The organism is Novosphingobium sp. FW305-C-30-35, from assembly GCF_058783135.1.
This window is the reverse complement of record NZ_JBYSYJ010000002.1, coordinates 276,844-293,733: the sequence shown is the minus strand read 5'-3', so window position 1 is coordinate 293,733 and position 16,890 is coordinate 276,844. Positions and strand designations below refer to the sequence as shown.

The following is a 16,890-nucleotide window of genomic DNA, read 5'->3' as shown; positions in this document are numbered from 1 at the left end:
CAAGCCGGGCAAGGCGCGCTGCACTGTTCTGATGGGATTCCGCAGCACGTCATGCCGCACTTCAATAGCCCCGCTTGCGGTCGACTTCGCCCAGCAGCGCATCACCCGCCAGCAACCGCTCAAGATTGTCGGCCAAGACGTTACCCGCCGTCTCGTGTCGCGTCTCCGCTGCCACGTGCGGCGTCAGGAAAATGGCGGGATGGCTATAGAATGCATGGCCCTCGGGCAGTGGCTCCGGGCAGGTCACGTCAAGCATGGCTGCGCGCAACTGCCCTTGGTCCAGGGCTTCGATCAGGTCTTCGGCAACCAGATGACCGCCCCGCCCGGCATTGATGACGGCACTACCGACCGGCATCTTGGCAAAGGTCTCACGGCACAGAATTCCGCGAGTCTCGTCCGTCAGTGGTAGCAGGCAAACGAGAATGTCCGCCTGCATCAGAAATGCATCCAGTTGCTCCGTGCCGGCAAAGCACTCCACGCCCGCGATCTCCCGCCGGGTCCTGCTCCAGCCCGACAACGGAAAGCCCAGCGGCTTGAGCACGTCCAACGCCGCTCGCCCCAGTTCACCCAGGCCCATCACGCCGATCCGGCTTTCCGACGCCAGCCGCGTGTGCCGATAGGTCCAGCGCCCGGCCCGCTGTTCCGAAATGAAGAACGGCAGGTCGCGATGCAGGGCAAGGCAAGCCATCGCCACGTATTCTGCCATGCCGGTAATGATGCCCTGCTCCACCATTCGCACCACCCGCACCTGTGGTGGCAGCGCGCCGATAGGCAACTGGTCGATACCAGCACCCACGCTGAACAGGATCTCGAGGTTGGGAAACTGCGCAATGAAGTCCGGGGGTGCATTCCAAGTGGCAATATACCGGACGACCTGCGGATCGACGCTGTCCTTGCCCCAGTGCAGAAAGGGCATTTGCGGAACGCGCGAGGCAACGATCTCGCGCCACACCCGACCGCGTTGTTCCAGACCGTGATAGAGCAGTGTCACTTGCGCATTTTCCTTTGCCGCCACCACATCATGGGGCCGGTGATCGAAAGAGCCATGATTGCCAGTGCCTCCAGAAGAAGCATGAGCATTCCGAAAATTCCCCCGCTGTCGCCAGTATGCAAAGGCAGGACCTTCATCCACAGGGCCGGACTTTGCGCGGCCGGAACGACGTGCAGCAGCCTTGCGTCCGAAAGCCTGACCGAGACGGCATGAACTGCCAATGGCCCTTCTTCCGGCGCGCGGAAGTTCACGTCGATCCGGTCAGCGGCCGGAAAGCGCACGTCCCGTATTGCCGCGGCAGGATAGGCTCGCGTTGCCGATCCCATCGCCCCATCGAGTTGCATCGGACTTGCCACAAAGGCCGTGGTTGCCATCGGCGCGGCGGGTGCCAAATCGGGAGCGGCAAGCAGCACGCCAGTCACCGCGCTGAACAGCACCAGCAGCGATGCCAACACGCCCCCGCTGCGATGCCATTGCCGCAACCGCACGCGCGCGGGCATCTTCGGATTGATCTTCAGCGATGTCTTCCAGCGCCCGGCCGCAGGCCACCAGAACCCTAGCCCGGTCCCGGAGAGCAGCAGCAGTACGATGCCATTCAGCGCGACAACGACAAGGCCGACCGTGCCGGACATCAACCGGTAATGCCACTGCAGGGCAGCCTCCAGCGGAAAAGCCCAGATTCCACCTTCGCGCAGGATAACGCCCGATGCTGGCTCGATTGCCGCATAGTGCATGCTACCGTCGGCTCTGGCCAATTGCGCCATTACCGGCCCGCCAGGATATGCTGGCAGGTATAGCCGCTTAAGATGCATGCCGGTACGGGCCGCGGCCGCTGCAAGCGCCGGAACCCCGAGCAACGGACCATCGGAGCCTTGCGGTTCCAGAACGTAGGCAAGCGGCTCCCGCAGCAACAGGATTGTGCCCGTCAGCGCCTGCAGGAAAATCAGCGGCACGAACAGCAGGGCCATACGGCGATGCCAAGTCAGAAAGCCGCTACGCGCCATGGGAGCTTTGCCGAAAAAGTCGGGTTGCCGGAGCGGGGGCTCCGGCAACCCGGTTCATCAGAACGTGAAGGTAGCGCGCACGTTGAACGCCCGCGGCGCACCCGGCGCAATCCAGAACCGCGAGTAGGATGCGGTATAGAACTCCTTGTCGAACAGGTTGGTCACGTCTGCCGTGAGCTTGATGTTGTCAGCCGGTTCATAGCTCGCCATTGCGCGTGCGATGATGTAGCCGGGCAGTTCAAACGTCGTGCCGGTCTCGCCCAGCCGCTTGCCGACATAGTTTACGCCCGCCCCCAGCGTGAAGCGCTGCTCACCCAGTGTGAAACCCTTGTTCACGATCAGGTTCGCCGCATGCTTGGGAATGTTGATCAACCGGTCGCCCGGATTGATGGCCAGCCCGAAGTCCTTGTCCCCCGCCGACGTGGTCCATTCGGCATCGAGGAAGGCATATGTGGCGATGATCGAGATATCGCCCGGTAGATTGGCGTTGAAGTCCACTTCGACACCGCGCGAGCGGGCCGCACCGCCGGCAATGGAGAAGCCGGCATTTGCAGGGTTCGTATCGGCGGTCAGGATGTTGTTCTTCTTCATCGTGAACGCGGCAATCGAGCCGCTCAGCGCACCGCCGGGTTCACCCAGTCGCAAGCCCACTTCATAGGACTTGCTCATTTCCGCCGGGAACGGTCGGCTGGCTGCGTCGACCCCGCTGTTCGGACGGAAGCCTTCGCCATAGCCCGCGAAGATCGAGAGATCGTCGTTGATCTCGTAAAGCGCACCGGCCGTCGGGCTGAACTGCTTGATGTGGACGTTGGTTGTCCGGTTGTTGTTCCGGTTCAGCACGGTCTGGCGATAGTTGTCGTAACGACCGCCAACGCGCACCTTCAGCCTTTCACCAAGGTCGATCTGGTCCTGGAAATAGACGCCCCAGGCCTTCTGCGTCTCATAGGTATTGGTCAGCGGCGTCGCGCCGAGAGCCAGCGTCTGGCCATAGACGGGGTTGAAGATATCAACCGCGTAGTTTGCGGCGGTAACCGGTGTACCCGCGGTATAGTTTGCAGGGCGACCGCGCAGCTGAAGCAGGTCGATCCGGAAGCGATCCCAGTCCGCGCCCAGCAATACGTGGTGTGTGATCCCGCCGGTGTAGAACTTGCCCGAGATTTCGCCGCGCACGACAAGATTGTCGGTGCTGTAATCGCGCGAACGGCGCTGGCGGGCGAGGAAATTGCCGGGCTTGCCCAGCGTCTGGCGGCGGTTGGTGCCGAGCGGATCGAGTTCTGCCTCGCTCGAGAAGCCCTTGAACTCCGTCTCGCGGTAACCGAAACCGGCGAGGAAGTACCAGTCGCCCCCCAGCTTCTGCTGGAACTGCACCTGATGCCCCAGCACATCGACCCGCATGTCACCATCGCCCGGCTCACCGAAGAAGGTCGAGCGGTCAACCACGCCAAGCTTGTTGTTCACCGCGATCGTGCCGCGATCGAACGGCACCCGGTTGTGCATGAATTCCAGCTCGTAGGAGATGCTGGTGTCCTTGCTCGGCGCGAACAGGATCGAAGGATTGGCTGTGTAGAGCGTCTGGTGAATGGTATCGCGGAAGGTGTCGCCGTCCTGCGCCGCGCCATTCAGGCGGATCGCAACAGTGTCGCTGAGTGAAAGATTGTAGTCCGCCTCGACACGGTAGGTGTTCCAGCTGCCACCCTGAACGGCAAAGGTGCCGAACGTGTCGCCGACCTTGGCCTTCTTGGTGGTGATGCTGATCGTGCCACCGGGTTCGCCGCGGCCGAAGACGGCGCCGTTGGGACCCTTCAGGATTTCGATCTTCTCGATGTTCGATGCATCGCGCGGGCCGCCATAACCGCGGCCGCCATTGAAGCCGTTGACGAGCACGCCGCCTGCGAAGTTCTCGTCACCCGCAAAGCCGCGAATGGCAAAGCCGTCGAACAGACCGCCGAAGTTGTTCTGGCGCGAAACGCCGCTCGACAGGTCGAGCGCGGCATCGAAGCGGGTGATGTTGAGGTTCTGCAGCGTCTTGGCGTCGATCACCTGCACGCTCTGCGGAATGGAGGCGAGCGGTACGTCGCCGCGGTACTGCTGCCGCTGGCCGATGACGACCATTTCCTCGGCAGGTGCCGCCTCTTCCTCTGCGGGGGCTGCGCTTTGCGCCCAGGCAGTGATCGGCATCGCTCCCATGGCAACGCCGGCAATCAGCGCGCCCTTTACTGCGGACATTTTCTTCATCGCAACTTCACCCCTCGTCTGTGATGCGTGTCTCCGATCCCGCCCCAACCATGTAACATTGTTACATCGCCTTCAAGCGAAACCGTCGGTTTGAACCGTCCTGCGTCTTTGTTCTTATCCGTCGAGCTTATGGGTCCGCAGACGAATCTTCCGTCGAAAGGGTGCGCGGCGACGAACGATTATTGTGAAAAAGGGATGACACCGGAGTCTTTGTGCCGTCACGCCCGTTTCCGGTGGGCGCAAGGCCCTTGCAGCGCGCCCTTTCGTCGTGCGGGGCATTCTCCGCTGCGCCGGCGCCCCCAATCAGTGATTTCTGCTGAAAGCCTTCTGCTTTCCGCTCAATCCGTTCGCCATCGGCCAATATAAGGTCTCCAGTGCATACGGGAGGAGCCGCTAGTGACCCGCGAATTGCCCAATCATTCGGTCGTTGCTATGGGCTGCGCAATGCGGGAACTGCTGATCAGACTTGCGATCGTTTTCTCGGTCCTTCTGGCCGGAATGCACTTCCCTGCCCATGCCGCGCAGAATGCTATCGATGGCGAAGTCGAGGCATATACCTGCATTGAGCATGGTGAAGGCGACACTGCTGGCAAGCATTCCGCCCAGCCCGATGATCAGGCAGGGGAAGCGGCCCACCATCATCACAGCCCGATGGTCATCGGCATGGACCCGAAAGCCGGGGCAAACGACCTTGCTCCAACGCCGTCATTGCACTTCCCGGCCAGGGCCACAGCACTGACTTCGCGCAAGACAGTCCCTCCGCTTGAGCCGCCATTGACCTGATCCCTTGTGCAGGGCGGTTCGTTCACGAGCCGCCACGAACTTGCGTTCAGGAAAGGCATTGCAATGAATACCCGCAATTTGGTTGTGGGCGGCACCTTGGCCGTCCTCGTGGCTGCTGCAGGCGGTTACGCGCTGGTCAACAACGGCACCGCACCGGCGCCTCAAGCCGAGCAGGCTTCCGCGCCCGCAGCGCCGATGGAACTGACCGACGCCCAGTTCGCCCGGCTCGGCATCAAGACGGCTGTTGCGCGCCTGAGCGGAGAAGTGCCCCTGGGTGCAGTTCCTGGCGTCATCACGCTTCCCCCCGAAAGCCGGGTGGCCGTGACAGCCGCCCTGCCCGGCGCGATCCGGCAGGTCTTCGTGATCGAGGGACAGGAAGTGCGCCGCGGACAGCCGCTGGCAACAATGGTCAGCCGCGACGCGATGGAACTGGGCGGGTCGCGCAGCCGCGCATCGTCGCGCGTGTCGCTGGCAAGGGCGAACCTCGCCCGCACCGAAGCCCTCTTCAAGGAAGGCGTGATTGCCGGCGCGCGCGTGCAGGAAGCGCGGGCCGAACTTGCTCAGGCGCAGTCGGAAGCGGGTGAGGCCTCGCGTATCCTGGCAGCCTCCGGCGCCAGCGGCAGCGGCATGGTAACCTTGCGCGCGCCGATTTCAGGCCGCGTGTCCAAGGTCGGCGTGCAGACCGGTGGGCCGGTCGACGGCATGACCGCGCCTTTCGTGATCGACGCGGCAAATGCGTACCAGCTCGATCTGCAGTTGCCAGAGAGGCTGGCCGCGAATGTCCGCCCCGGCATGACCGTAGCCCTGCCCGGCATCGCCACAGGCCGCATTCTGTCGGTCGGCTCCAGCATCGATCCCGCAACGCGAAGCGTGGTTGCCAAGGCAACCATTGGCGGCGCGCAAGGGCTGATCGCCGGCAAGTCGGTAATGGTCACCATCGGTGCGGGCAGCAGCGGCGAAGTGGTGAGCGTCCCTTCCGCTGCATTGACCCGCATTGCCGAAAAGGACGTGGTCTTCGTCCGCTCCGGCAATCGCTTCGCGCTGCGCGAGGTTCGCCTTGGCGGCAGCGGCAATGGCGAGACTGCGATCCTGGCGGGCCTGAAGCCCGGCGAGGTGGTGGCAACCAGCGCAATCCCCGAACTCAAGATGCTGCTGGGCGGCGGGGGTGAGTGATGCTGAGACGCCTTGTTGAATGGTCGCTGGGGGCACGGCTTGCCGTGCTTAGCCTCGCGCTGGCGCTGGCGATTTTCGGAGGCTGGTCGTTCCAGAACCTGCCGATTGACGCATTCCCCGATATCTCGACCACGCAGGTCAAGATCATCATGAAGGCTCCGGGGATGACGCCGGAGGAGGTCGAAAGCCGCGTCATCACCCCTATCGAAATGGAGATGCTGGGCATCCCCAACCAGGAGATCCTGCGCTCGGCCGCCAAGTACGGCATTGCCGACATCACCATCGACTTCTCCGACAGTACCGACATCTACTGGGCGCGCACCCAGGTCGCCGAACGTCTCAACAACGTCATGGCCGATCTGCCCTCGTCGGTGGAAGGCGGCCTCGCGCCGATCTCGACGCCGCTCTCCGATGTCTACATGTTCACCATCGAAGGTCCGCAATCGCTGGCGGAAAAGCGCCGCGTGCTCGATTGGGTCATCCGCCCTGCCCTGCGCACGGTGCCCGGCGTGGCTGACGTGAACTCGCTCGGTGGTCATGCCGAGACGTTCGAGGTTCGGCCCGATCCCGGCGCCCTCGCGGCGGCTGGCCTGACCTATCACGATCTCCAGACCGCGATCGAAAGCGGCAACCGCAATGATGGCGCCGGCAGGCTGGCCAATGGCGAAAGCACGCTTATCGTGCGCTCGGTGGGCGCCATCCAGACCGCCGATGACCTTCGCGCCATCGTCATCCGCAGCCAGGCCGGCACTGTCCTGCGCCTTGGCGACGTGGCGACGGTAACCACCGGAAGCCTGACCCGCTATGGCGCCGTGACCAAGAACGGCACGGGCGAGGCGGTCCAAGGGCTCGTCATCGCCCTGCGCGGCGCCGATGCCAGCAAGGTCGTCGAAAACGTCAAGACGCGCATGACCGAAATCGAAAGCGGTCTGCCCCAGGGCATGACGATCGACGTGTTCTACGATCGGTCCGAACTGGTCGGCCACGCTGTCTCGACCGTGGAGAAGGCCCTGATCGAGGCGAGCGTGCTTGTCGTCCTGCTGCTGTTCCTGTTTCTCGGCAACGTCCGCGCCTCGCTGATCGTGGCGGCAGCCCTGCCCATGGCAACGCTGATCACCTTCATCCTGATGCGCTGGCTGGGCATGTCGGCCAACCTGATGAGCCTTGGCGGCCTTGCCATTGCCATCGGCATGCTGGTCGATGGCGCGGTGGTCGTGGTCGAAAACGTCGTCGATCGCTTTGCCCATCCGCACCACGGCTCGACCAGCAAGCTCCATCAGGTTCTTGTCGCCACCAGCGAAGTGGCAACCCCGGTTGCCTCGGGCATGGCGATCATTGCGCTGGTGTTCCTGCCGCTGCTCACGCTGCAAGGATTGGAGGGCAAGCTGTTCGGCCCGGTGGCGATGACGATCGTGCTGGCACTGGCCGGCGCCCTGGTCCTGTCGCTCACGCTGATCCCGGTCCTGTCCTACTTCGGCCTGAAGCAGGATGGAGGCCACGACGACCCATGGCTGATGCGCCAGTTGAATCCCCGCTATCATTCGGCCCTGCAATGGGCGTTCGAAAACCGGACGCGCGTCTACGCCATGGCCGGCGGGTCGCTGCTTGCAGCGGCGGTTGCCTATGGCTTCATCGGCAAGACCTTCATGCCGACGATGGACGAAGGCGCGGTGCTGATGCAGCTGGAAAAGCAGCCAAGCATCGGGCTGGACCACACCATCGCGGGAGACCTCAGGGCCCAGAAGCTGATCATGTCGAAGGTGCCCGAGGTGCAGGACATCATCGCCCGTGTCGGTGCTGATGAACTCGGCCTGGACCCGATGTCGCTCAACGATACCGATACCTTCATGCGCCTGAAGCCGCGCGAGGAATGGCGCGAGCAGGACAAGGAATGGCTGATCGAGCAGATTCGCCTCGCCATGGAGGAAATGCCCGGCGTCGAAGCATCGTTCACCCAGCCCATCGAGATGCGCGTTTCGGAAATGCTTACCGGCGTGCGGGGCGATCTGGCGCTCAAGATCTTCGGGCCCGACCTTGAAACCCTCGGTCAGATTGCCGCCAAGGCACAGGATCGGCTGCGCAGGATCGGTGGCGTTACCGAGGTCAAGACCCTGGCGGACGACAAGGTCGATTACCTCCAGATCGATATTGACCGCCTGGCTGCGGGCCGTGCCGGAATGCCGGTAGCCGAACTGCAGGACGTGCTGCGCGCCCAGCTCGAAGGGACCGACGCTGGCGTGGTTGCGCAAAGCCATCGGCGCGTGCCCATCGTGATAAAGGGCGATCCGGCCAATGCCGGGAGCCTCGATGTCTTTGCGAACCAGTTGATCCGCAGTCCCGACGGCACGCTGCTGCGCGTAGGTGATGTGGCCCGCGTCCATCAGGTCGAAGGCCCGGTCAAGCTCGACCACGAGAACGGATCGCGCTTTGCGGTGGTGCAGGCTTTCGTTTCGGGGCGGGATCTCGTCGGTTTCGTCGACGAGGCCAAGGCCGACATTGCCGCCAATATCCAGCTGCCGCCCGGATATCGCCTGGAATGGGGCGGTCAGTTCGAGAACCAGCAGCGCGCCTCGGCCCGGCTCGGCGTAGTCCTGCCGATTGCCTTGCTGCTGATCTTCGGCGTGCTGTTCTGGACCTTGCGCTCGATCAGGGCCTCACTGCTGATCATCGCGATGATTCCCTTCGCAGTCGTGGGCGGGATCGTGACGCTGGCGGTGTCGGGCGAGTATCTCTCGGTGCCCGCCTCGGTCGGGTTCATCGCCCTGCTCGGCATCGCCGTGCTCAACGGGCTCGTCATGGTCACGTATTTCCGCCAGTTGCGCGATCAGGGACTGACCCTTGAGCGAGCCGTCCGCCAGGGTGCAGAGCGTCGTCTCCGCCCGGTGCTGATGACCGCCGCGATCACCGCCTTCGGCCTCGTGCCGCTGCTGTTTGCCAGTGGTCCGGGCTCGGAGATCCAGCGGCCGCTGGCGATCGTCGTGATTGGCGGTCTCTTCACCTCGACGCTGCTCACCCTGTTCCTCCTGCCGATGCTCTATGAGCGGTTCGGCGAAAATTCCGCCGAGCGCGCTGCGCTCGATGGCGGGATGGAAGGCGCTTCAGCATGAAGTACAATCTTGTTCTTGCATGGCCGCTGCTGATGGCGGCCCCGCTCCTTGCCCAGACCAGCGACCAGTCGCTCCCCGGCCTCTCCGATGCCGCCGTCGTGGAGGCGATCGAGGCCCACCCCCGGTCTCGCGCGGCCGATGCCAGGGTTGAAGCTGCACGGCAGGAGGCGAACGCGCTAGGTGCCACCCAGAACGAGTTCACGGTGTCCGGCGATGTCAGCCGGCGCACCATCCAGGACGAAGGGCGCTACGCTGAATACACCGTTTCGCTGGAACGTCCGATCCGCCTGCCGGGCAAGTCCGCGCTTGACCGCAAGGCCGGCGCTCTCGGTGTCCGCGTTGCCGAACTGCGCGCCGAAGACGCCCGCCACCAGCTGGCGCTGCAACTGAACGAGCTGTGGTGGGATTGGGTCGCGGCAGCTGCCGAGGCCAGCACGCTGGCCCAGACGCAACAGACGCTGGAGCGCGCCTATCGGGCAGTGGACAGCCAGGTGCGCGTGCAGGATGCTGCGCAAGTGGATGCCGACCGGGCCATGGCCGAGGCCGCCATGAACCGCGCCGGGCTGGATGCGGCGCTTTCCGGGGCAGGAATTGCGCGCGAAAGGCTGGTCGCCCAGTTCCCGCAACTGGCCTTGCCTGCCGAAGCGCCACCGTTGTCCAAGCCGGGGCTGCCACCTGAGGAACTTGCCCGCCTGCGCGAAGCCGTCATGACCTGCAATCATGAACTCCCCGCGGCATTGGCCGAATCCGAGCGGCTCGCCGCCCTGGCTGAGCGCAGCCGTCGCAACCGCATCGCTGATCCGACTATCGGCGCGCAGTTCTTCAGCGAACGGGGCGGACTGGAACGTGGCGCCGGAATCGTGTTTTCGATGCCGATCGGCGGCCGCTACCGCGCAGCGCTCTCCGATCAGGCCGCAGCCGAGGCGCAAGTTGCTGTTGCCGAAGCCGCCAGCGCCCGTTTTGACGTGATCGAGATGGCCACGACAGACTACTCGGCAGCGCTCGGGACAGTGCAGGCATGGAAGGCGACAGCGGCGGCCGCAGCCAGCAGCAGGCGTGCGGCCGACCGGCTAGAGGCCGGCAATCGCCTCGGTCACGTCGATCTCGCCGATCTGCTTCTCGCCGAGCGTCAGGCAAAGGATGCAGCTCTGGCCGAAACCCAGGCACGGGCCGCAGCGCTGCGGGCCGAGACGAAATTGAGGATCGATGCCCATCATCTCTGGCTCGATTGCAGCCACGAACAGGGCGCACAGGAATGATCCAGTAGTTGTCGGATTTTCGTTTCACCGTTTTGACTTGCGTGTGTCGAAAGCGGGACGGCAGGCTGACAACTTACGGAAAAGTGCGTTAACTGCGCGCTTGACCAGCAGTTTGAGGTTGACGGTCGTGGTGTTGCTGCGCAAACCGCAAGGCCTGCCGTCACGGCACCATGGCACGGGGACCGATGAGCCAGATTTTCAGTTTCGACGCGACCGACCAGGCGATCATCCGCGAATTGCGGGCGAACGGGCGGGCCAACAACCAGCAGATCGCCGAAGTCCTGGGGCTTACGGCGACGACGGTGTCAACCCGCATCCGCCGCATGGAAGATGCCAACCAATTGCGCGTTGTCGCTGTGTCGGACTTCACCGCCCACGGTTTCAACGTCCTGCTGCGCATCTCGGTCGAGGTTGACGGCCGCCCGGCGTCAGAGGTCGCGCAGGAACTGGGCGCCCTGCCCGAAGTGGTCGCTGCGCACATGGTGACCGGTCGCTACGACATCGACATGCTCGTCGCCCTGCACGATTTCGACGACCTTTCGGAATTCCTGCTCGACAAGCTTTCCACCGTGCGCGGCATCCGCACGCTGACGCCACACATCGTGGTCGACATCATCAAGTACCAGTTCGACGTCGCTCCGATCGAGGGCCGCCCCGGCGAGAGCCGCGGCAATGGAGGGAATGCCTGATGGCCGCGGTTCAGCTTGACGCACTTGACCGCCAGCTGGTCGACATGCTGGCGCTCGACGCACGCATCTCCAACCGCAAGATCGCGGCAGAACTCGGCGTTACCGAAGGCACCGTGCGCGGGCGCATCAAGCGGCTGCAGCAGGACGGCCTGATCGCCTTTACCGCGATCACCGGGTTCGAAATGGGCAAGCTCGCCCGTCTCGCTTTCATCAACGTCCAAGCCGATGTCGACCGTGTCCGAGAAGTGGCACAGATCATCGCCGAGGTGCCGGGCGTCAACGCCGTGCTGATCACCATGGGCCAGTTCAACATCACTGCGATGAGCCTGATCGACGAATTGGACGAACTGGTCGAACTGGCCTCCGACAAGATCTTGTCCATCGACGGCGTCCACCACGTGGAAACCTCGATTGCGGTCAAGACGGTCAAGTACAACGCCCGCATGGCCAAGATCACCAAGCCGGAAGTGGTCCCCGACGACGATTGAGAGCCGCAGCGCTCACGACACCAAGAACCGATTTGGCGATTGTTTCCCCGGGGAAACACGCTGAAGTGGTTCTTCGATGTGGGTGAGAAGCTGGTCGATCAGCCCTCCAATAAGGCTGCTCGCACCATCGCCCGCAGCATGTCCTTGCGTACCTTGCCGCTGGCCGTACGCGGGAAATCGCTGACGAATTCGAACCGCTCGGGGATCTTCTGACGGGCAAGGCCCGATGCGGAAACGTGTGCCACCAGGTCCCCGCTGCCGGCCTCGCCTGCAAGGATGACATAGGCGCAAACGCCTTCGCCAAGGCGCTGGTGCGGCATGGCAACGATCGCCGCTTCCTTCACCGCAGGGTGCGTGTGCAGCACGTCCTCGATTTCCTTGGCCGAGATGTTCTCGCCACCGCGAATGATGAGGTCCTTCTTGCGACCCGTGATCGTGACTGCGCCAGAATCGTCCAGCACGCCAAGGTCGCCGGTGCGGAAGAAGCCGTCCGGCGTGATCGCCTCGGCGGTCTGTGCTGCGTCGGCGTATCCCATCATCATGCCAGGGCCACGTGCAAGGATCTCGCCTTCTACTCCGCGCGGCAAGGCGTGGTCCTCGTGGTCGACAATGCGGACTTCGTAGTCCACCACTTCACCGTCGGTCGTGGCGGCAAGACTTTCGTCGCGGGGCCAACCGAATGTCACCAGCGGCACTTCGGATGCACCGAACACGCGGAATGCCCTGCAGTTCTCGAAGGCAGCGTTGGCCGCCGGGATGAGGTCTGCCGGCACGGCCGCGCCACCGCATGCGAAAAAGCGAAAGCTCGGCAGGCCCGTGCCGGCAGCCCGCGCAGCCGCCGCCAGTTCCACCAGAAACGGTGTCGCCGCCACTGTGCCGACAAGATCATGCTGCTCTATCAGGGCAAGCGCCTCGTCGGCGTTCCAGGCTTCCATCAGGACGGAGCGAATTCCGCAGATGAATGGCGCTTCGAGGCCGTTGGCGTAACCGGATACATGCGTGACCGGCGAGGGCATCAGCGTCGCCTCACCTTCCGCCAGGCCCCAATGCCGCCCGCTGGCAGCGACGATATGGGCCAGCGTGCAGTGGCTATGCAACACGCCCTTGGGGCGCCCGGTGGTGCCCGATGTATAGAGCACCATCTTCACGCCCAGCGGGTCAACCTCAGGGGCATCGAAGGGCACGCCGCGCCCGGCGGCCACCAGCGCCGCAAAATCGTCAGGCCCGTCACCGCGTACTGTGAAGACATGCGCAAGATCGGGGAGAGATTCCTGGCAGCGTCGTGCCATCGCCGCATAGTCGACCTTGCGCCAAACCTCCGGCACGAAGATCGCGCGGGCACGGCAATCGCCGAGCATCATCGTCACTTCGGCGTCACGGTAGATCGGCACGATCGGATTGACGACAAGGCCCGAAAGCGCCGCCGCCAGATTGATCACGGCTGCTTCGCGCCAGTTGGGCACCTGAAACGCAACCACGTCTCCGCTGCGCAGCCCGCGATCCTGCATCGAGGCAGACAGTGCCTCGGCCTCGGCCAGCACCTGTGCGAAGGTGTACTGCCCTTCCCCATCGATGAAGCACACGAAGTCCGGCGTCGCCGCGGCCCGCTCACGGGCAAGGTCTGCCAGCGTCTTGCGCTGCCATGCCTGCCCTTGCGCAAATTCGCGCTGATGTGGTGCAGGAATCGGCAACCAGTCCCAGGGTTTTGCAGTGTTCTCGTTCATGCCCTGCTTGTTCCAAGCGCCCGAGCGCTTCAGCAATTGGCGAAAAGGTGAGTAACCTAGCCCCTGTCACAGCTTTCGCACCGCACCGGTGCACGGCATGGTCGCAAGCAACATTGGCTACAAGGCCACGGAGAGGCAATACCCAGATGGACCGTATCGAGCGCATCGGACAAGTCGCTGAAATCATGCGCGACTATGTCGAGAACAAGAAGACCTTCCTGACCGACAGCACCAAGCGCGTGCCGGTGCGCAGCTACACTGATCCGGACCAGTGGAAGGCGGAAATGGAGCTGATCTTCAAGCGCGTTCCGCTGATGCTTGCCTTCACCGCCGAAATGCCCAACCCCGGCGATTACAAGGCGATGGATGCCGTCGGCATGCCGGTGCTGATCAATCGCGACAAGACCGGCAAGGTCCGCGCCTTCCTGAATGTCTGCTCGCATCGCGGCGCTCCGGTGGCGAACGAAGGCCACGGCAATTGCCCGCGCTTCACCTGCAAGTACCACGGCTGGACCTTCGGCCAGGACGGCAAGCTGATTGGCATTTCCGAAGCATCGAAGTTCGGCGAGGTCCGCAAGTCGGAACTGGGCCTGCGCGAGCTGCCGTGTCAGGAAAAGGCGGGCATGATCTTTGTCGTGCTCACCCCCAACGCACCAATCGATGTTGATGCGTTCTATCGTGGTTTCCTCGAGGATTTCGAAGCGCTCGAGTTCGACAAGTGGACCTACATGGGCAGCCGCGTGATCGAGGGTGCCAACTGGAAGATCGCCTATGACGGCTATCTTGAAGGGTATCACTTTGCCTCGCTCCACCCCGAAACGATCTTCCCGCGCACGCCGTCCAACTGCATGCACTACGAAGGCTTCGGCCCGCACCAGCGCATCGGCTTCCCGCACCACAAGATCGCCGAGGCCCTGAAGGACGTGCCGCGCGAGGAGTGGGGCACCCAGGAGAACAACGGTTTCGACTTCGTCCGTATCATGTTCCCCAACGTCTCGGCCTTCATCGCGCCAGAGATCACCCAGGTCGCCCAGCTCTTCCCCGGGCCGACACCGGGCGAGAACCGCACCGTGCTCAACTACCTGCGCCGCGAACCGATCCGCGACGAGGAGGACCGCGCAAACGTCGAAGCGGCGATGAACTTCTTCCGCGACGTCACCTATACTGAAGACTACCTCATCGGCCTCGAGATCCAGAAGGGCCTCGAAACCGGCGCGCATGACGAGCTGGTGTTCGGTCGCAACGAGCGCGGCAACCAGTACTTCCACGAATGGCTTGACTGGTATCTGCAGGACGATCCGGACCTCCCCGAACCGCAGATGTGAGGGGGCGCGGGCCCATGAACCCGATCTCCCTGGCGTCCGGTGTCGTGCCCGAATTCGGCCCTGTGGACACCATCGAAGCGGCCCGGGCCGGCGGTTTCGACATGGTCGGGCTCTGGGTGGACCCAGGAGAGTGGACACCGGCACACACCCGCGATGCACGCGCCGCGCTCGCGGCTACCGGCCTTCCGCTGCTCGATGTGGAGGTGATCTGGCTCAAGCCAGATTCAGCGATGGACGATCACCGCAAGGTGATCGACGTCGGCACGGAACTGGGCGCGCGCAACGTCCTGTGCGTCTCGTCCGACCCGGACCATGGCCGTACCGCCGCGCGCCTGTTCGATCTGTGCCGCCATGCCGAGGGCTCCGGCATTCGCGTTGCATTGGAGTTCGGGATTTTTACCGAAGTCAAGAATTTGCAGGACGCGCTCGGCATTCTCGACCGGATCGACCATCCCCTCAAGGCACTTCTGATCGACCCGATCCACGTCGATCGCTCGGGCTCCTCGATCCCTGAAATCGCCAAGGTTGATCCCGTCCTGCTGCCCTATGCGCAGTTCTGCGATGCGCCTGCCGAGCGCCCCGATCCCTCGGACTTCGGCGCCGTCATCCGCGATGCGATCGACCTGCGCGAACAGTGCGGTGAAGGCGCCTTGCCACTTGCTGCGCTCTATCACTCGCTGCCACCTGGCATTCCGCTTGCCGTCGAACTGCGCTCCGAAGCCTTGCGAGATGCCTTCCCGCACCCTGCCCTGCGTGCGGCAGCCGTGGCCGAAGCTACCCGGAGCTGGCTGGAGGCCCACGCGTGACGGTCACTGTGCTCACCCTGCTCAAGCGCCGCGAAGGTATGAGCAAGGCCGACTTCATCGCCTATTACGAAAGCCGCCACCGCCTGATCGGCGAAAAGGTGCTGCAGGGGTGGGCCACGCGCTACCAGCGCAACCATCTTCACCCGCTCGACGGCTTGGACCAACCCCATGATTTCGACGTCGTGCTGGAAATCGACTTCCCGGACCAGCAGACTTGCGACGCCTGCTTCGCCGCAATGGCCGATCCGGCGATCATGGGCGAGATTTTGGCGGACGAGGAACGTCTGTTCGACCGCAGCCGCATGCAGACCTATCGCGTCGAGGTTCGCGCGTCCTCGCTCTGATCAACGCAGGATCGGTTTCAACCGGGCAAGGTCGTTGCGGATGGTGGTGGCGGCAACGCCCGCCTGCCCCATCGCATGGCTGATCTGGTCCAACCCACGCGTCACGTCCCCGGCCGCATAGAGGCCCTCAACGCTGGTGCGCTGGTGCGCATCGATTTCGATGCATCCTTCCGCGTTTGCCTTTGCCCCAAGATCAAGGGCGAGGTCTGAGCGGATCAGCGAACCCAGCGCCGGATAGACGGTGTCAAACGCCAGTTCTCCATCCGGCGTTGGCACGACGATCGTTTCGCCGGTGATGCGCAAGGGGTGGCATGGTCCATTGACCAGCTTCACGCCGGCGCCTTCAAGCGCTCTACGGTGGCTCTCTTCGATGCCATGCTCACCTTCGGGCGCGATCAGCGTCACGTTCCGCGAAAAGCCCCGCAGGAACAGCGCTTCGTTGTGGCCATGTTCGCCCGTGCCGATCACGCCGATGCGCTTGTCGCTCGCCTCGTATCCGTCGCATATGGGGCAATAGCGCAAAAGCCCGCGCTGCAGTGCCTCGTCATGAACCTCCGGTGCCATTGGCGGCTGATTGTTCACGACGCCTGTCGCCAGCAGAACCGTGCGCGCCTTCAGATCCCGTTCGCCCGCCGTCGCCACGAACAGCGCATCGGCGCGCGCCAGCCTTTCGACCAGCGCGGCTTCGACCGCGACGCCGAATTCGGCCGCCTGATCCCGCATCAGCCGGAGCAACGCCTTGCCTTCAATCCCGCCGGGGTATCCAGCGTGGTTGTGCGTGCGAGGGATCAGCGCGGCACGGCTGTGGCCGGCATCGACCAACGCCACGCGCAAGTGAAACCGGGCGAGGTAGATCGCGGCGGTAAGGCCCGCAGGCCCAGCGCCGACAATCAGGCAATCAAGTGCTGGAGTGTCCATCCCCGCCCAAACCCGTCAGGGCCGGGCGGTTCCGAAAAAGCGCA

General features: G+C 63.8%; 14 protein-coding genes. 9 read left to right on the top strand and 5 right to left on the bottom strand.

All coding sequences use genetic code 11. The features are described from left to right. Nucleotides 1-61: 61 nt before the first annotated feature. From AC3WLM_RS18080 to AC3WLM_RS18070, 3 genes are read right to left on the bottom strand one after another with little or no spacing between them, the layout of a single operon-like run. Nucleotides 62-991 (bottom strand): 2-hydroxyacid dehydrogenase, encoded by a 930-nt coding sequence (locus tag AC3WLM_RS18080; protein WP_492478318.1) that lies wholly within the window; start codon nt 989-991, stop codon nt 62-64. Continuing rightward, entirely contained in the window at nt 988-1,995 is a 1,008-nt protein-coding gene (locus AC3WLM_RS18075) for a PepSY-associated TM helix domain-containing protein (protein WP_492478317.1), read from the bottom strand. Before AC3WLM_RS18075 ends, AC3WLM_RS18080 begins: the two co-directional genes overlap by 4 nt. Before the next feature lie 57 nt (nt 1,996-2,052). Further along, a complete protein-coding gene (locus tag AC3WLM_RS18070; protein ID WP_492478315.1) occupies nt 2,053-4,230 on the bottom strand; it encodes a TonB-dependent siderophore receptor in 2,178 nt (725 codons plus the stop codon). A gap of 444 nt (nt 4,231-4,674) precedes the next feature. Between AC3WLM_RS18070 and AC3WLM_RS18065 the strand changes: the two genes are divergently transcribed. From AC3WLM_RS18065 to AC3WLM_RS18040, 6 genes are all read left to right on the top strand, one after another. After that, on the top strand, nt 4,675-5,013 hold the full coding sequence (locus tag AC3WLM_RS18065) for a hypothetical protein (protein WP_492478314.1): 339 nt from the start codon (nt 4,675-4,677) through the stop codon (nt 5,011-5,013). 63 nt (nt 5,014-5,076) lie between these two features. Then, entirely contained in the window at nt 5,077-6,186 is a 1,110-nt protein-coding gene (locus AC3WLM_RS18060; protein WP_492478313.1) for an efflux RND transporter periplasmic adaptor subunit, read from the top strand. Then, nucleotides 6,186-9,293 (top strand): efflux RND transporter permease subunit, encoded by a 3,108-nt coding sequence (locus tag AC3WLM_RS18055; protein ID WP_492478311.1) that lies wholly within the window; start codon nt 6,186-6,188, stop codon nt 9,291-9,293. Before AC3WLM_RS18060 ends, AC3WLM_RS18055 begins: the two co-directional genes overlap by 1 nt. Beyond that, on the top strand, nt 9,290-10,552 hold the full coding sequence (locus AC3WLM_RS18050) for a TolC family protein (RefSeq protein ID WP_039335929.1): 1,263 nt from the start codon (nt 9,290-9,292) through the stop codon (nt 10,550-10,552). The genes AC3WLM_RS18055 and AC3WLM_RS18050 overlap by 4 nt, the downstream gene beginning before the upstream one ends. Before the next feature lie 185 nt (nt 10,553-10,737). Next, complete coding sequence (locus tag AC3WLM_RS18045; protein ID WP_052242549.1) at nt 10,738-11,241, top strand: Lrp/AsnC family transcriptional regulator; 504 nt, start codon at nt 10,738-10,740, stop codon at nt 11,239-11,241. Continuing rightward, nucleotides 11,241-11,729, top strand: coding sequence for an Lrp/AsnC family transcriptional regulator (locus tag AC3WLM_RS18040; RefSeq protein ID WP_039335926.1), 489 nt, complete (start codon nt 11,241-11,243; stop codon nt 11,727-11,729). Before AC3WLM_RS18045 ends, AC3WLM_RS18040 begins: the two co-directional genes overlap by 1 nt. 98 nt (nt 11,730-11,827) lie before the next feature. Here AC3WLM_RS18040 and AC3WLM_RS18035 read toward each other — a convergent pair whose 3' ends face one another. Continuing rightward, on the bottom strand, nt 11,828-13,453 hold the full coding sequence (locus AC3WLM_RS18035) for an AMP-binding protein (protein ID WP_492478309.1): 1,626 nt from the start codon (nt 13,451-13,453) through the stop codon (nt 11,828-11,830). 146 nt (nt 13,454-13,599) lie between these two features. On the opposite strand from AC3WLM_RS18035, the gene AC3WLM_RS18030 reads away from it, so the two are divergent. The 3 genes from AC3WLM_RS18030 to AC3WLM_RS18020 are packed head-to-tail and all read left to right on the top strand — an operon-like array spanning nt 13,600 to nt 15,928. Next, entirely contained in the window at nt 13,600-14,778 is a 1,179-nt protein-coding gene (locus AC3WLM_RS18030) for an aromatic ring-hydroxylating oxygenase subunit alpha (RefSeq protein WP_492478308.1), read from the top strand. Between the two features lie 14 nt (nt 14,779-14,792). Further along, nucleotides 14,793-15,584: a sugar phosphate isomerase/epimerase family protein gene (locus tag AC3WLM_RS18025; RefSeq protein WP_492478307.1), complete on the top strand. Its 792-nt coding sequence runs from the start codon at nt 14,793-14,795 to the stop codon at nt 15,582-15,584. Beyond that, nucleotides 15,581-15,928, top strand: a complete 348-nt coding sequence (locus AC3WLM_RS18020; protein WP_492478306.1) for an EthD domain-containing protein — start codon at nt 15,581-15,583, stop codon at nt 15,926-15,928. Before AC3WLM_RS18025 ends, AC3WLM_RS18020 begins: the two co-directional genes overlap by 4 nt. Here AC3WLM_RS18020 and AC3WLM_RS18015 read toward each other — a convergent pair whose 3' ends face one another. Next, nucleotides 15,929-16,846: an NAD(P)/FAD-dependent oxidoreductase gene (locus AC3WLM_RS18015; RefSeq protein ID WP_062345177.1), complete on the bottom strand. Its 918-nt coding sequence runs from the start codon at nt 16,844-16,846 to the stop codon at nt 15,929-15,931. Nucleotides 16,847-16,890: the final 44 nt, after the last annotated feature.

What these genes read in the sequence shown, in the direction of transcription:
- AC3WLM_RS18075 (WP_492478317.1), bottom strand. Translation starts at nt 1,995, where the DNA reads ATGGCGCGTAGCGGCTTTCTGACTTGGCATCGCCGTATGGCCCTGCTG.
- AC3WLM_RS18070 (WP_492478315.1), bottom strand. Translation starts at nt 4,230, where the DNA reads ATGAAGAAAATGTCCGCAGTAAAGGGCGCGCTGATTGCCGGCGTTGCC.
- AC3WLM_RS18065 (WP_492478314.1), top strand. Translation starts at nt 4,675, where the DNA reads ATGCGGGAACTGCTGATCAGACTTGCGATCGTTTTCTCGGTCCTTCTG.
- AC3WLM_RS18060 (WP_492478313.1), top strand. Translation starts at nt 5,077, where the DNA reads ATGAATACCCGCAATTTGGTTGTGGGCGGCACCTTGGCCGTCCTCGTG.
- AC3WLM_RS18055 (WP_492478311.1), top strand. Translation starts at nt 6,186, where the DNA reads ATGCTGAGACGCCTTGTTGAATGGTCGCTGGGGGCACGGCTTGCCGTG.
- AC3WLM_RS18050 (WP_039335929.1), top strand. Translation starts at nt 9,290, where the DNA reads ATGAAGTACAATCTTGTTCTTGCATGGCCGCTGCTGATGGCGGCCCCG.
- AC3WLM_RS18045 (WP_052242549.1), top strand. Translation starts at nt 10,738, where the DNA reads ATGAGCCAGATTTTCAGTTTCGACGCGACCGACCAGGCGATCATCCGC.
- AC3WLM_RS18040 (WP_039335926.1), top strand. Translation starts at nt 11,241, where the DNA reads ATGGCCGCGGTTCAGCTTGACGCACTTGACCGCCAGCTGGTCGACATG.
- AC3WLM_RS18035 (WP_492478309.1), bottom strand. Translation starts at nt 13,453, where the DNA reads ATGAACGAGAACACTGCAAAACCCTGGGACTGGTTGCCGATTCCTGCA.
- AC3WLM_RS18030 (WP_492478308.1), top strand. Translation starts at nt 13,600, where the DNA reads ATGGACCGTATCGAGCGCATCGGACAAGTCGCTGAAATCATGCGCGAC.
- AC3WLM_RS18025 (WP_492478307.1), top strand. Translation starts at nt 14,793, where the DNA reads ATGAACCCGATCTCCCTGGCGTCCGGTGTCGTGCCCGAATTCGGCCCT.
- AC3WLM_RS18015 (WP_062345177.1), bottom strand. Translation starts at nt 16,846, where the DNA reads ATGGACACTCCAGCACTTGATTGCCTGATTGTCGGCGCTGGGCCTGCG.